The organism is Haloarcula sp. K1 (assembly GCF_001647155.1).
GTDB lineage: Archaea > Halobacteriota > Halobacteria > Halobacteriales > Haloarculaceae > Haloarcula > Haloarcula hispanica.
In genome coordinates this window covers 124,220-138,574 of record NZ_LRHL01000012.1, presented here as the reverse complement: position 1 = coordinate 138,574, position 14,355 = coordinate 124,220, and the positions used below count along the sequence as shown (strand labels likewise).

Sequence of the window (14,355 nt, the reverse complement as noted above, 5' to 3'; positions counted from 1 at the left end):
TCTATTTGTAGCCCAAGTCCTCTAAGCGTTGGTCAATCCCCTCGGGAGTCTCTGACGGAACATCGTTATCTGACTCTTGCACCGTCTTCGAAAGGTCTTTGCTGGGATCCCAGAGATCTCGCTCGGCTTCAAGTCTATTACCCTTGATCTCGTTTATATAGTTCTGGTATTTATCCTGTAGTTTCTGATATACGCCTTCGGCAGTTTCTATTTCGTTCTGCGATTCCACAGGATCAGAAATGAAGTCAAAGAGTAACTCCGTCTCCGGAGATGTTGTAAGCAAATCTTGTTGACACATATATTTCCATGGACAGTGTATGACGGCCGTTGAGATTCCCTCACTGTTCTCAAATCCAAGGAACACCGTATTCTCATTCGTCCGATCTCTTACGTCTGTTCCATCCCAAGACTCTGGAACATTTGCATCGGCGAGCCGAGCGATTGTCGTTGGAACATCAATCAAACTGACGGTGGCATCGCTCTCGCTGGCATCGAACTGGGGTGCATCAACAACCAGCGGGATGTGGGCCATTGACTGATAAACGGACTCTTTATGAAACCGGTTGTGAAGGCCTAGCTCCTCTCCATGATCGGCAGTCAGAACAACGGTAGGGTCTCCTTCAACCTCTCGAAGGAGACGCCCGACGTGTGCGTCGGCATTCCGGATATTAGTATCGTACGCGTCTACCAGTATTTCTGATGGAGGATTTCCCGGGTCTACAGAGGGCATTCGGATGTGTTCCCTGTCTGTGGGGATATTAAGCGCATGACGGTGTTCCGGGAAGTACCCATAAGGGTGATGCGCGTCCATCAAGTGGACCCAGGCAAAGTATGGTTTATCGCTGTCGTTTGCTTCAGCAATCCAGTTGAGGGCTTGGTCTACTACCGCCTCATCGTTTGAATTCGCGTTTGCACCAGTACTTTCAATATATTTTAGTATGGAATCGTAGCCTGCCTTCAAAATATCGTAGATCCGTCCGTTCGGGATAGTGGGACCGACTTGTTGTCGAATAAAACGGTTTATGTCTTTCAATTTCATATCACTACTGTCTCCTATCCAGTTCTCATAATCAATGAAATAATCAAATCCCCTATTATAATTGAAATAGCTTGAGACGAAAGGATTATCTGAGAAACCACCGGTCTGGTAGCCTTGTTCTCGTAGCACTTCGGCAATAGTTTTACTCGCGTGTCTAGGGAGGCCGGCACCACTGATCCGGAGGGGATACGTTCCCCCGTGGATAGATTTGAAGCCGAATCTGGTCCCTGGACCATTACTATAAGCGTGCTGGAAGCGTGTTCCTCGCTGAATGAGAGCGTCAATATTAGGTGTTGTATCCCGGGCGTAGCCATACCCACCAACGTGATCAGCACGGAGACAGTCAACCGTTATAAGAAGAATTGAGTCTGTCATTGATGCGTTTATTCGAATCAGCAGTTTTAATCTAATGAAGTTATCGCAACCCGACTACCGAAATTTGTGCTTGTAATTATTCCCTGAAAGTAGCCAGACAAGTCGTGATACCAATGACGAATAAATATACGTTCGGTGTACTCTTATAAAACATCAATTCAGTGATTACGACTGCCCATAAAGATAACATCGTCAAAATAGTTCTCTGATCGCCATTGCCGCTTAACAGCATACGGACCCCGGTAAAAGCAGGGTAGGCCATTGTCAGTATGAACATGAAACCTGTTGGTATTCCACTTGCTGCAAAGTAATTAAGAGGAGTGTTGTGAATAACCTTGTCGAGATACACAGGAAAAACCTCTTGCCATCCAACCCCGGTAAGCGGATGATCTAGCGCGAGATCGATAGCCGCTCGATTCTGATTTAGTCGCTGAAAAACTGTCTTAAATCGGAGGCTGGCAAGGGTATACCCAACGGCAACTAGTCCAGTAGTCAAACTGGCACTCAAAAGCAAGAACGCCTTTCGTCCAAGAACTAGTAGATTATACGAATAAAAGACCGTTGCTCCGATTAGAAGTGCCATTAAGCTACTTCTAGATCCAGATATCAAAATAGAAATTAGCATTGAGAAAACTGTCATCAGTAGTACAACCCTCTGTAATGACGACTTGTTTTTCAGTTGTTGTAGCAAATATAGGCCCGCGACGAACCCCATTCCGACAACGATTCCATGTGTCCCAGAGCTGACAGGCAAGCCAATTCCACCTCTGGAAATGAACGGAATTAGGGAACCGGTCGTTTCCCCCACCTCAAGAGGTGTAACAAAAACAGTAATATCCCACATTGAAACGAGCGACCCCGAGATATATGCGGAGTATATTATATGTATTATCTGAACGTCCTTACTAGTCTGGATTATGATGCTAATCGCAGTGGCTACCGCAACGACGGCCAGATGACTTAGTACCGTCCGTAAGTCGGGTTGTGGATATCCAGAACCCACTATTGACAAACATAACACTATCCAAACTATTATTAGAGATACTTGTGGACGGCTAACATCAAATTTTGGAATAATAGCTACTGTAAAAACAAATACGATGAATAAATAGATAATATGGTGGATTCCAAGAGGGACGCTTCCGACTCTAGCTTGAACCGGAATAAAATCTAATCTGATGCGGGGAAACATCGGAGATACGAACAAGGAAGAGACGAGAAGAACAAATAATATTCTACTCGTCAATATGGAGTTCCGATTTGATCTGAAATTGTGTGCCACCATTGATCTACTAATTAACTACTATTGCATTATGCTCTGCGATACAGTTCGATAACGTGCTTCACTATTGGTCTTAGGGGGCATAGTTACCTGTCGATGTCGGTTTATACGCCCTCTCTCCGATATATTATTAATGTTATCATTCACTTTTGGAATAGAAAGAGTCGTCCATGACCTATTATTTAGCATCAGACGAAAGCGGCCTATCTGACGTTTTCAGAGCACCACACACGACTTTTCAGTCAAAGTAGCCGAGTTCGCTCAAGTGCTTCCTCGTATCGCCGGAGATCTGGACGGTATTGTCTTCCACATTATCGTCTGATGACGAATGCTCTTGTAATTCTGATTCGAGTACTCCACGGAAATCCTCCATCTTCCGAGGCGTCTCTTCCCAAAGCTGTTTGTTGGCCGCATAAAAGGCACGCTTTGAGTGGATACCTTCGGTCTCCATGCCATGGTCAGAGACAAGTACTAGGGTGTCGTTCTCCGAGAGTGATTGTCGCACCCGTCCAACGTAGTCGTCATATATTCCATACCATCTTTCCAGTTTCGATGGTGTGTCAGCCCAGATATGTTGTACGAGATCAATGCTGAAGAAGTGACAGATGACGAAATCGTGCTGCCGTGATTCAACGGCATCAAGCAGTCGAATTAGGCGGTCAGCATCGGCACTCAGAGCTTTTCGTTCGAACGCTGATGATTCAATTGAGGGAATGTAACCCGAGAAATCCGAAGATGACTTGGGAGACCCTGGTGTAATTAGGTCCTTCAGCTCTCGATTGACAGCATCTTCATTGATTCCTGGAAGAGAGATAACACATGGGGAATCGGCATCGTCTAACAGAGAGTCTATCTCTTGAAGTCGATTCTCACCAAGGTCCTCTTTTTGTGCTCCCAGCCTCTCCGCTATTTTTTTCATTTTTTGTTTCGTCTCCGTGGACAGCGACGAGGAGATCTGGGATTCAAATCGCTGAATCAGTGGGTTTTCCAAAATAGCGGTGTTCCATTGCTTAGTGCTTTGACCTACGTTTTCAAAGTAGGAGGGAAAAAGATTTTTTGGGTTGCCACCGGCGAGCATTGAAGGCCACAGTACTTGCGTAATCAATTCGTTCCTATCTAATCCGACTGGCGTATGTAAGCGCCCACCCTCGCCGCTCTCACGGACAGCGTCAATATGTGGGGTCGAATATTGGCTAATAGTTTCTGAATCAAAACTATCTAAGCCAACAACAACTAACATACACAGAGACAGTGGTTTGAGCGATGAATAGCTTTTCTACTTGCCTGCGGGATAGTGAGTACTCCGCCGACAGCCTCGAAAAGGGTAACTAAGGTATTAATAACGATCACTTGCGGTCAAAGAGAGGTGGACACTATGAGAGTTCTTTGAATACAGACACGATTGTATCAACAGTTTTCTCCCACGTATACATCTCGGCGCGTATCCGTGATTTATCCGATAGTTCTGATCTCAGATCTGCGTTCTCTATAACGAGCTGGATTTTGTTTGCTATCTCATCAGTATCTTCGGGATCGTCAATGAGAAGTGCTGCATCGCCTACAACCTCGGGTACTGCGAACTTGTTGCTGGTAATAACTGGAAGGCCAGCAGCCATTGCCTCTAGATTTGTCAACCCAAAGGCCTCATGTCTTGTTGGGTTCGCGTACAACCCTGCACCATGATAGATATGTGCTAAAACATCATCATCAACGTAGCCGGTAAACGCAACATTGTCACCTAATATTTCTTTACCGTAATGGTGGGTCTCCGTGCCACGCCAGTCTCCAGCAATGACCAATTTTGGAACGTTGATGCCGGATTGATGTAGAGAAGCAACTGCATTAAGAAGATTAGTTATATTCTTTCTTTCCGAATTAGATGCAACATCAAGTATGTAACCGGGGGTCAGCTCAAATCTCTCCAAAACCTCATCTTGAGCGGATGTTTCACCAATCCGAGTGGAAATAGCTGGCGCATATTCTGTCCGGAAAAACTTCTCTTTTGGAACACCCAACTCCCGAATTTTATTATTAATTAGACTGTCAGAGGCTGCAAAGTAGGCATCTACTTGCTGACTAAGCTTGGTCGACCGATAGAAAGCCGCGATAGCGTACTGTCTATACCTTTCAGAAACAGACATCAGTGATGGCATTGCATAGGGTAAGTCGCCGTGCAGGTGGATGACTTTCTTAGCATTCAAAAAGAAGAACCCCGGTCGGAGCTTTGGAAAGTGTGGATAATAGACAATATCAAGATCAAGTTTCGCAAGGGCTCTCTCAAATCGGACTGGCGCTCTTGGAAGAATAACCTCGGTATCAGGCGTATAGATGGAGAGGTCGGAAGGCTCGTTATGAATAAAATTGAGATCGAAGTCATTCAGTTGACGACTGTTCAGCTCATCACAGATATTGAAAAGAACCCGGTTAGGGCCTGAGAGTCCATGATCTAGTGTCGAAGTTACCATTCCAACCCGTGTAGACATTTCGGTTGAACCTATGCAAAGCCGCGGTATAAATTCCCGTAGTTTCAACAGACCTCGAAAGTACCCATCTATCCGCTGAAATTATAATACTACCACTGTATGCCACTCTTGTAACCTATAATTAACGTTCCTGAGTGGCTAGCTTCTGTAGAGTGACTATCGAGAACAATTAACGAGAGTGTGTTTCAGAGTGAATCATAATATTAAATAATTCTTGGCCGAGTTAGCCATACTGGATCTGTGAGATCAGGGTAATTTCCGGTAGAGATCGACCACAGTCTGAGAAATATCATCGTAACTCCTATTTTTAGAAACATACTCTTGTCCTGCAGTTCCCATCTCTTGCCTGGTAGCCGGATTGTTCAACAGCGTCGTTATCACGTCGGCAAACGCGTTGGGGGTGTAATCGACGGCTTTCCCACCTCCGCTCGCCTCAGCCATTTCAATCTGTTCCGGTGTCCGTGTCGTTACTGCTGGCACCCCCAAATTCAGGTACTCAAGTACTTTTGTTGGTGAATTCGTTCGAAATACTTCATTTGGCGGAAGGGGAGATAGCCCTATTGCCGCTCCCGTGATAGCCCGATGTAGGTCTGTCTCGTTAATCCAACCAGTAAACACGGTTGTGTCGCTGACTCCGTGCGTCTCGGCAAGGGTCAGAAGTCGGTCTTGTCGCCGTTTGTTTCGCCCACCGACAAGCACGAGCTTCGTTTCGGGTTTAGACTCGCGAACAATCGACAGCACCTCGAACAGAAATTCGAGGTTACGAAGCGGATTCATGCTTCCCATGTAGATCAAATATTCACCCTCACTGAGGCCGTAGTCCGAACAGAACGGCTCAGGATCTATCTTATCTGTCGAGAGTGACGTATTTGCACCCATAGGGACCGAATACATCGGCGTATTAACGCCCCTCTCCTCTTGGTGGTAGCGTGACATCGCGTCGCTGATCGTGAATACCGCATCGACATCAGAGAGGAGCCGATCTCTTAATGCTCTCCCCGCCAATCCTTTCCCATAGTCAACTAGACTATATCCGTCTACTCTGTCCTTATAACCGAGCATGAGCGTCTCTGCTTTGAGATGAGAATGTCGGAATACTATGGGAATATTGTGGGCATGTGCTAATCGCCGGACCGGAGGTATCGCTGCAAGCTCGTTCCGAACTTGGATAACGTCAAATCCCCCTTCTGCATTCCATACCGAGTCAAGCCACCCTACTCCTTTCTTATGACCAACATCAAAGGCATTTCGATACCGGTATACGGAGTCAGGAGCCACGTATACCGAACTACCACGCCACGTCTCTTGAGAATTAGCGTCGTTACCGGATGGACGCATAATCCAAGTTACCGTGTGACCCGCGTCCTGCCACCGCTTCGCATAGACCTCCCGCATGAACGGTTCATCACATGGGAATTCCCAGTCGGCCAATATCAACAGATCCATATTTGATTACAGTTTGAGATACCTCTCCTTTGTCCCGTCCTCTTATGAACCTCTCTCTTTTATCGGAATCATCTAGATACTTGACACGGTTGTAACATCAGAACAATCAAGCCGTTCGCTATAGTAGCAGTGTACACTCCGAGATCCATCTAGATTCCCAGTAGCCATGAACAATGTAGTGCTTATCGTAATGGATACCGCCCGGATGAATGCTTCGCAGCATCTTGACTGCCTTCTGGAGGATGCGACGCGGTTTGATCAGGCATTCAGCGCGAGTCCCTGGACTCTTCCATCACACGCTTCCATATTCACTGGTCTCTATCCCTCTAAACACGGTGCACACGCAGGTCATAAACAGTTAGAACCAGACGTCCCAGTACTTGCCGAAGTATTCCGTGACGCAGGGTACGAGACAGTCGGCGTGTCAAACAACACGTGGATCAGCAACGAGTTCGGGTTCGGTCGCGGTTTCGAAAGATTCCACAAGACATGGCAGTATGTCCAGAGCGATACTGACCTTGGACGCATCGCTCGTACTACAGAAGGGCTTAATCAGTTCCGAACCCTCGCAAAAGCCGTTTTCGATGGGAATCCAGTCGCGAACATCGCTAATGCGGCATACGGAAAATTTTTCAGAAAACAAACTGATAGCGGTGCAGAGCGAACGAATGAGTGGATCGATCATTGGCTCACCGAGCGAGACCGTTCGCGACCGTTCTTCTTGTTTATCAACTATCTTGAACCACATCTTGAATACCGACCTCCAAAGGAGTTCGCAGAACAGTTCCTTCCCAGCAATACGACGTACGAGGACGCGATGGAGGTCCCTCAGGACGCTTGGGGATACATTTCGGGGACTGTCGACATGACCGAACGGGACTTCGAGATACTCCAAGGGCTGTATATGGCGGAGATCTCGTATCTCAACCACCGTATCGGGCAACTCCGAGAGACGTTACAAGCTGCCGGAGAATGGCAGGACACAGTTTTTGTCGTGACAGGAGACCATGGAGAGAATATCGGAGACCACGGCCTCATGGATCACCAGTACTGTTTGTACGATACGTTATTGCGCGTCCCATTACTCATCCACGGCGATATGTTCTCAGGTCGAAACGTCGTAAGCGATATCGTCCAACTGCCTGATCTGGGACCGACACTGCTTGACGCGGTCGATATCGCGGCACCAGATTTTAGGGAACAGACACAGGGGCAATCATTCCATCCTGAGTCGGACAATGACACCCGCGAGTATGCCATTGCGGAATATATGGCTCCGCAGCCGTCGATGGAGGCTCTAAAAAAACGAATAGGTCACCTACCGGACCATGTCATCAAGTACGACCGGTCCCTGCGAGCGGTCCGTGGGACCAAGTGGAAACTGATCAGGGGTTCCGATGAGTCGATAGAACTGTATGATATCGACGATGACCCGGGTGAAATTAACGAGCTATCGGAGAGCCATCCGGATATTGTACAGAACCTTGAGTCCGAACTTGATGGTTGGTTAGCGTCCTTCGAACAAACCGATCAGGATGGCAATGTGGATATGCGGACCGAAACGCGGGACCGACTTGAAGATCTTGGCTATCTTCAGTGATGTTATTCTAAGATAGAGCGCTGAAATTCTGCACTCGTTAAGGATCAGTGGTATAGACACTAGGAATTTCCATATAGCTGGTGTCTGCTAGTTCAACGTTGTACAGTCGATCATCGATGAAATTCGCCAGCCAGTTCGGACAGTGTTGCCGTCGTCTGTTCGACAGTGTAGCCCCAGTCAAATGTCTCATCGACAACTTTCTGGGGATTTTTGATTGTCCCGTCCAGTACAGTCTGTATCCCAGCAGCGAATCTATCGACATCGCCAACTGGTACCGTTACTCCGGCCCCGTCTATTACTGGTGCAACCTGCTCTAAGTCGCTCACCACAACTGGAACTCCAGAAGACATCGCCTCCAGTACTGTTCGTGGCAATCCCTCCGCTCGACTGGGTAATATCAACACATCTCCAGCCCGGTACATTGCTGGCATCTTCTCGTAAGGTACCTGACCGAGAAACTCAACTGCACTGTAATTGGTTTCCATTTTTGATCGTAACGGTCCATCACCTATGACGTACAGTTTCACGTTCAAATTCTCCGGAAGACGCGACACAGCATCGGCCGCTATTTCCGGTTGTTTCCCCTCCACCAATCGACCGACGAACAATACTACCGGCCCATCGTGGTTGATCATATCGCTGACCTCTCCGTTTGGAGTGAACCGATCAGTATCCACACCATTCGGAACAACTTCAATATGTGAATCGACGCCAAACCGCCGAACGCGTTCCCTGTCTTCTTCAGTGTAGCAAAAGACAACATCAGCCTGATTGAACGTCCAGCGACCCGCCGTGTGCAGGTAGAGACTGAAGAGCCATTCAGGAGCGTTCTGGCTGTACAGTCCGTGGTTAGTGATTGCTAGCGGGATATTACCTAGCCGACGCTGAATCGCTGCTAGGTTCGTCGAAAAGTAGAGATGCGAGTGGGCATGGATTATATCGAAATCTTCGGCTTTACGAAGAAATCGGGATACGCCAGCAGAGATTTGATTACCAAACACCTCAAGCGTCGGTGCTCGTCGGACCACGGAGTATTCGTTTCGCACTTCCTGCCGTGGTAAACTCTCGTCGTCGGTTACAGTCAGCACAGTCACGTCGTGGCCCATCGCGGCCTGATCCCGAGACATTGCGTGGACGTGGTACGTACCACCACCAGGAACCTCAGGATAGAGATTCTGAGCAACCCTCAGTATCCGCATATAGGCTGCTTTTCTGTGGCCTCTTGAAGAAGTTGCTGGTTGCATACTTTAGGACCGTGGTAGTTTAACGTTGATGACTACTACTATCAGAAGGAACGCAGGATGCGGTTCCTTCAAGTATGTGATGGCATTTGTTACGTCTCTCCAGCACTGACTCTCGTTACTGGCCCTCTTCTGAAGATTAATGTACTTGTTGGAACAATGGGCCCTTGGCCTGCAGTTGCTCGGATATCGACAGGTAATCCATATCTGTGAGGTGAATTAACTCATTTTATGTAGTAACCCACGTTTCAATAGTCTCTACGACTCGTGGGGCTCCAATTTTGTGCTACAGTCCGGACACTCACCGTCAGTGATCTTTACCTGCGCGTCACATGCAGGACAGTAGTCGCGGTAACACGCTGGGTCGCCCATAATCGTCTATACATTCCAATGGATTGAGAACGTTGCCCCGACTGCGGCCAGTCAACGCAGCGAAGTTGCAAGTATAGCAACCGGCAACCACTGCTCGACTGCACCGACCCCTCCGTTTCGTATGACTTGCAAGGGTGGAATAGACCAGCTGAGACCGACAAACCGACCGAACACCGTCCTTTGCCAATCTGCGGGTGTCCACCCCACGTCAACACCACCGGAACAAGGTGAATGACCGCTGTCGTATCTGACTAGATCGGTGGATGACCCAGCCGGCGTATGCCGTATCTGATCGGCCAATATGGCTGATTTCGTGGGACAGCACCCTACCCGAAGCCAGTCCGGAACCACCGTGAAGTAGGACTTATTTCATTCAGTTTGAGTTGTCCCAGCGAAACCTGCTATTGGAAGATACTGTTCTGTCTCGACAGGTGGTCAAACACCGGACCCACAGAGTGGCTATTAGTATAGTCTCTCTATTGTCGGACACTATCTATATAGTGATAATGTCCTTGTGCCCGATTCGATTGGTGTCTACATGCGCAACACCGGCGACCAGGGATCGGCAACCGAGGCAGACCAGCCAGTCGATGGTGCTGGATACGGGCCGGCAAGCCCATCGGAGACGGATGGGACACCACGGGAGAAAAGCCTCGGTGTCGATCTGTGTCTGAGTCATCCGGAGCTGGTTCTGACGGAGGCAGTCGAGAGCACGCCGGACATAACAGTCCGTCCGGAACAGATGGTCGACGACGGGACGTCGAGCTTTCTGGTGATAGAAGCCGTCGGTGAGGGCCTTGACCAGTTCGAAGCAGAACTGGAGAGGGATAGTACGGTATACGAGCCTGTCGTGTTAGACTGGACGGAGACGAACCGCGTCTATCGGGTTAGGGTGGCCGACAGCGCCATCCGACTCACGCCCTCGCTCGTCCGAGCCGGTGGACGGGTGCTCGACATCGAAGGGACGGGTGGACAGTGGCAGGTACAGGCGCAGTTTCGGTCGCGAGCGGCACTGTCGCAGTTCCGATCTGAGTGCTCTGAACGGAGTATCACGTTTAGACTTGATCGACTGTACTGGACCTCTGGGGAGGCAAACGCCGGCGTATGCGGACTGACCGCAGACCAGCAAGTCGCGCTCGAGACGGCACACAGAGAGGGGTACTTCGACGTGCCCCGTGGCATCTCACAGGCTGAGCTGGCGGACAAACTCGACATTTCGCCATCGGCGATGTCACAGCGGATTCGGCGGGGGATGGATCAGGTCGTTGGGTCGGAGCTCGGGTTATCCGATGAGTAAGTAGTTGGGACGCAGCCGAAACCGTCATTGAATTATCAGGTGTGTCTAGAAGTGACAAGGAGACTATGTGCCAAAAAGGATATTGTCCCGCTGTGACACTCGTACTGTATGAGACACCGGATCGTGAGCTGGATCTGCGCTTTACTCCTCCTCTTGACAGTCGCGTCTGTCTCCGTAGGTGTCGCTACCGCAGCGGACGCCGGGCAGTATGCTGAATACACAGCGGCGGGCAACGAAACAGCGCCGGCGATACAGTCGGCCGAGCCCACACAGGCTGCTTCGGACGGGCCGAACGGAACCGCGTTCGTCTGGGAACGGATAGACGGCGAGCGGGTCAGCGGGTATCGGATCGCAGTGACTGTCAGTTCGCCGCAGGAAAACCTCTCAGTCTGTGCGCGTGCGAACGGGTCGTCGGCCTGTACGCCGGTCGGCCCGAACGGAACCGCAGCCCTCACAACCCCCGGAACGGCGGGGCTCGATGATCTCTCTATCTCGCTCTCCAACACGAGCTCTGACACCACGCTAGATCGGCAGCCGGTGTCTCTGCAGCCGATTCAGCGTGCCGGCGATGTTGACGACGACGGGCTCAACAACAGCAACGAGGTAGCCCGGGGGACGACCCTCACTGACGCCGACACTGACGGTGACGGGCTGTTGGACGGGACAGAGGTCCACCAGCACGGGACGGACCCAGCGGCCGCAGACACTGACGAAGACGGTGTCGCCGACAGGACTGAGCTTCAACAGGGCACTGACCCGCGACAGAGCGACACGGACGGCGACGGGCTGTCGGACGAGCGCGAACTGTCACTTGGGACGAATCCGACCGTCGCCGATACTGACGGCGATGGGCTGTCCGACCAGCGAGAGGCGTCCGGCAAGACCGACCCGACCGACGCAGACACGGACGACGACGGTGTTCTCGACGGTCGGGAGCTGGAAATTGGCACGAACCCAGTACAGGCTGACACTGACGCCGATGAGGTCGCCGACGGGCGAGAGCTGGCCATAGGCACGGACCCGACAGTCGCAGACACTGACGGAGATGGGGTAACAGACGGGACAGAACTCGAAACGGGCACCGCACCTACCGAGAGCGATACGGACGATGACGGCCTCGACGACGGAAAGGAACTGGCGGCTGGCACGTCCCCGACCACCGCTGATACCGACGGCGATGGTCTCAGCGACGGGCGCGAGGTTTCGGACCTCGGAACGGACCCGCTCGCGGCCGATTCGGACGGTGACTTCCTGACCGATCGCCAGGAAGTCGCCTGGGGAACGAATCCGAACAGCATGCTGACGCCAGTCTGGGTGACGAGTTCGCTTCTTGGGTTCCTCATTGGGATCGGGGTGGCAATCGCGGCGATCAGGCGTGGCTGGGTCACGGAGCTTTCCGTGGCGGCCAGACTGTACATCTATCGCCGCCTCGAACTGGACCGAGAGATTATCGAGGTCAACCGTGAAATCGAGGCGACGGACAGGGTGGCCGAAGCTGACCGTGCAGACATCGACGCGGACACCGCGGCTGAAGCCTTCGAGCAAGCCGACTGGGAACTCACCCCTGACGCGCGGCTCGTGAAACTGATGCTGCAAGTCGAGAACGGCCGTATGCACCAGACCGACATCGTCGAGGCGACGGACTGGTCGAAAGCGAAGGTCAGCCGCCTCCTTTCGCGGATGGTCGACGACGACGAGGTCGTCAAGATCCGTCTCGGCAGGGAGAACCTCATCTGTCTGGAGCGGGCGAAACCCGCAGCCGCGAACTCGCCACACGCAGGCGATATCAAGCCACCGACGCCCGGCGGATAAACTGGCTCACGGCTCGGATAGCCGGGTCGATAGTGGCATCACTGTTCACTACCGGCGTTTTTCGGGTGTGTCTCCGCCAAGTGAAACTATTCGCCACTGTCACGACAGTCGCAACTGAAGCCACACCGATAGCCGACAGACACATAGAAACGATAACTTTCGCCCTCTGACCCTTCTATGGCCGACAAACGGCAGAATTAGCCCGAGAAACAACGCCTACCGCAACTGCACATATGTGTATTTGTAGACATTATTTACCGTCGTAGTGATGAAACAATTTAGTATGCTGTGTGAAACAGCCGTGGAACAGAGTTCTTGACCCGAAACCCCCAGCAAATAGGTGTAGGCACTTCAGAACGTTATTTTATCGCACGTTGGCCCCGGGTAAGTCGGCCATTATCGACCCGTTAAATCGGTGAAACAGTCGCAATCGGCGGAACAGTCGACCCGGTATATGTCGGTTGCTGGAAAAGGAACGAGCGAACATGTCCATAGCTGAAACGACTTCCGACCCCACGACAACTGAGGCCGAGGAGTCCGCGACAGAGGAGTCGTCGTCTTCGGAGTCCACATCGAGCGACGAACTCACCCGCGACGACCTCTTCCACGTCCTCCAGTGTCGTCGCCGCCGCTTAGTCCTCAAGTACCTCCACGAACACCCCGGCGACGAGCCGGCCGATATGAGCGATATCGCAGAACACATCGCGGCGCTGGAACACGACACGACAGTCGACTCGCTCCGCTCGAAACAGCGCCAGCGCGTCTACATCGCGCTGTACCAGTCCCACCTCCCGAAGATGGACGACGCGGGCGTCATCAACTACAATCAGGACCGCGGACTCGTCGAAGCGACCGCACTCGCGGACTCCTTCGACGGGTATCTCGACGAGGAACCATCGCTCCTGTCGACGCCGGACGCGGAGTCGACGCCGTCGACTGAGTCCGTCATCGATCACGACCGGACAGGTGCTCACACCTCGGCCGATGAGCGGTGGTCAGGTCGGTATCTCGGGACCGCGTGTGCCACACTGATTACGGTCGGCGGACTCGCACTTAGCGGGGTCACAGTGCCGGGCATCGCCGTCGCGCTCGTCGTGAGCGTGGTGTTTGTAGCACTGGCGGTGAGCCATCGGCTCTCACTGTCGGCACCACAGTCACTTGCTGACCGTCTGCGGGCCGCTCTCGATACGGAGAAATAAGCTACGTACTGGAGAGATGCGTGACACAGTGGCACACCCGGAGGCGGATAACGCTTGCTGCCGACAGTCAGATCTAGTGCAGTCCATCTTCTCGTACTCGCGTCCACAGCCACGTCTACAAATAGTCACTAAGCTGCCAGCGTGACGGTGAGTGGCAGTCACGCCGACTAGCGACGGGAGAGTAGTCACCTGCTACTAAGCGAACGGTC

General features: G+C 51.5%; 9 protein-coding genes. 4 read left to right on the top strand and 5 right to left on the bottom strand.

Going from position 1 to position 14,355, the window contains the following annotated elements; all coding sequences use genetic code 11:
* Position 1: 1 nt before the first annotated feature.
* The 4 genes from AV929_RS05505 to AV929_RS05480 all read right to left on the bottom strand — a co-directional run bounded on the left by AV929_RS05505 (position 2) and on the right by AV929_RS05480 (position 6,574).
* Positions 2-1,414, bottom strand: a complete 1,413-nt coding sequence (locus AV929_RS05505) for a sulfatase (RefSeq protein ID WP_080510037.1) — start codon at positions 1,412-1,414, stop codon at positions 2-4.
* Positions 1,415-2,934: 1,520 nt separating this feature from the next.
* The gene (locus tag AV929_RS05495) at positions 2,935-3,936 is read right to left on the bottom strand and encodes an alkaline phosphatase family protein (RefSeq protein WP_080510036.1); all 1,002 of its coding nucleotides are present in this window, start codon (positions 3,934-3,936) and stop codon (positions 2,935-2,937) included.
* Between the two features lie 133 nt (positions 3,937-4,069).
* Positions 4,070-5,179, bottom strand: coding sequence for a glycosyltransferase family 1 protein (locus tag AV929_RS21270; RefSeq protein WP_080510035.1), 1,110 nt, complete (start codon positions 5,177-5,179; stop codon positions 4,070-4,072).
* A 246-nt stretch (positions 5,180-5,425) separates the two neighbouring features.
* Positions 5,426-6,574: a glycosyltransferase family 4 protein gene (locus tag AV929_RS05480; protein WP_255359466.1), complete on the bottom strand. Its 1,149-nt coding sequence runs from the start codon at positions 6,572-6,574 to the stop codon at positions 5,426-5,428.
* A gap of 217 nt (positions 6,575-6,791) precedes the next feature.
* Here AV929_RS05480 and AV929_RS05475 point away from each other — a divergent pair, with 217 nt between their 5' ends.
* A complete protein-coding gene (locus AV929_RS05475) occupies positions 6,792-8,225 on the top strand; it encodes a sulfatase (protein ID WP_064287650.1) in 1,434 nt (477 codons plus the stop codon).
* A gap of 110 nt (positions 8,226-8,335) precedes the next feature.
* On the opposite strand, the gene AV929_RS05470 is transcribed toward AV929_RS05475, so the two are convergent.
* Complete coding sequence (locus AV929_RS05470; protein ID WP_064287649.1) at positions 8,336-9,424, bottom strand: glycosyltransferase family 4 protein; 1,089 nt, start codon at positions 9,422-9,424, stop codon at positions 8,336-8,338.
* A gap of 952 nt (positions 9,425-10,376) precedes the next feature.
* Here AV929_RS05470 and AV929_RS05465 point away from each other — a divergent pair.
* From AV929_RS05465 to AV929_RS05455, 3 genes are all read left to right on the top strand, one after another.
* On the top strand, positions 10,377-11,135 hold the full coding sequence (locus AV929_RS05465) for a helix-turn-helix domain-containing protein (protein WP_050007172.1): 759 nt from the start codon (positions 10,377-10,379) through the stop codon (positions 11,133-11,135).
* 108 nt (positions 11,136-11,243) lie between these two features.
* Positions 11,244-12,947, top strand: a complete 1,704-nt coding sequence (locus AV929_RS05460) for a hypothetical protein (protein ID WP_064287648.1) — start codon at positions 11,244-11,246, stop codon at positions 12,945-12,947.
* Between the two features lie 485 nt (positions 12,948-13,432).
* Positions 13,433-14,146, top strand: a complete 714-nt coding sequence (locus tag AV929_RS05455; protein WP_050007171.1) for a hypothetical protein — start codon at positions 13,433-13,435, stop codon at positions 14,144-14,146.
* Positions 14,147-14,355: the final 209 nt, after the last annotated feature.

What these genes read in the sequence shown, in the direction of transcription:
- AV929_RS05470 (WP_064287649.1), bottom strand. Translation starts at nt 9,424, where the DNA reads ATGCGGATACTGAGGGTTGCTCAGAATCTCTATCCTGAGGTTCCTGGT.
- AV929_RS05505 (WP_080510037.1), bottom strand. Translation starts at nt 1,414, where the DNA reads ATGACAGACTCAATTCTTCTTATAACGGTTGACTGTCTCCGTGCTGAT.
- AV929_RS21270 (WP_080510035.1), bottom strand. Translation starts at nt 5,179, where the DNA reads ATGTCTACACGGGTTGGAATGGTAACTTCGACACTAGATCATGGACTC.
- AV929_RS05495 (WP_080510036.1), bottom strand. Translation starts at nt 3,936, where the DNA reads ATGTTAGTTGTTGTTGGCTTAGATAGTTTTGATTCAGAAACTATTAGC.
- AV929_RS05455 (WP_050007171.1), top strand. Translation starts at nt 13,433, where the DNA reads ATGTCCATAGCTGAAACGACTTCCGACCCCACGACAACTGAGGCCGAG.
- AV929_RS05475 (WP_064287650.1), top strand. Translation starts at nt 6,792, where the DNA reads ATGAACAATGTAGTGCTTATCGTAATGGATACCGCCCGGATGAATGCT.
- AV929_RS05465 (WP_050007172.1), top strand. Translation starts at nt 10,377, where the DNA reads ATGCGCAACACCGGCGACCAGGGATCGGCAACCGAGGCAGACCAGCCA.
- AV929_RS05460 (WP_064287648.1), top strand. Translation starts at nt 11,244, where the DNA reads ATGAGACACCGGATCGTGAGCTGGATCTGCGCTTTACTCCTCCTCTTG.
- AV929_RS05480 (WP_255359466.1), bottom strand. Translation starts at nt 6,574, where the DNA reads ATGCGGGAGGTCTATGCGAAGCGGTGGCAGGACGCGGGTCACACGGTA.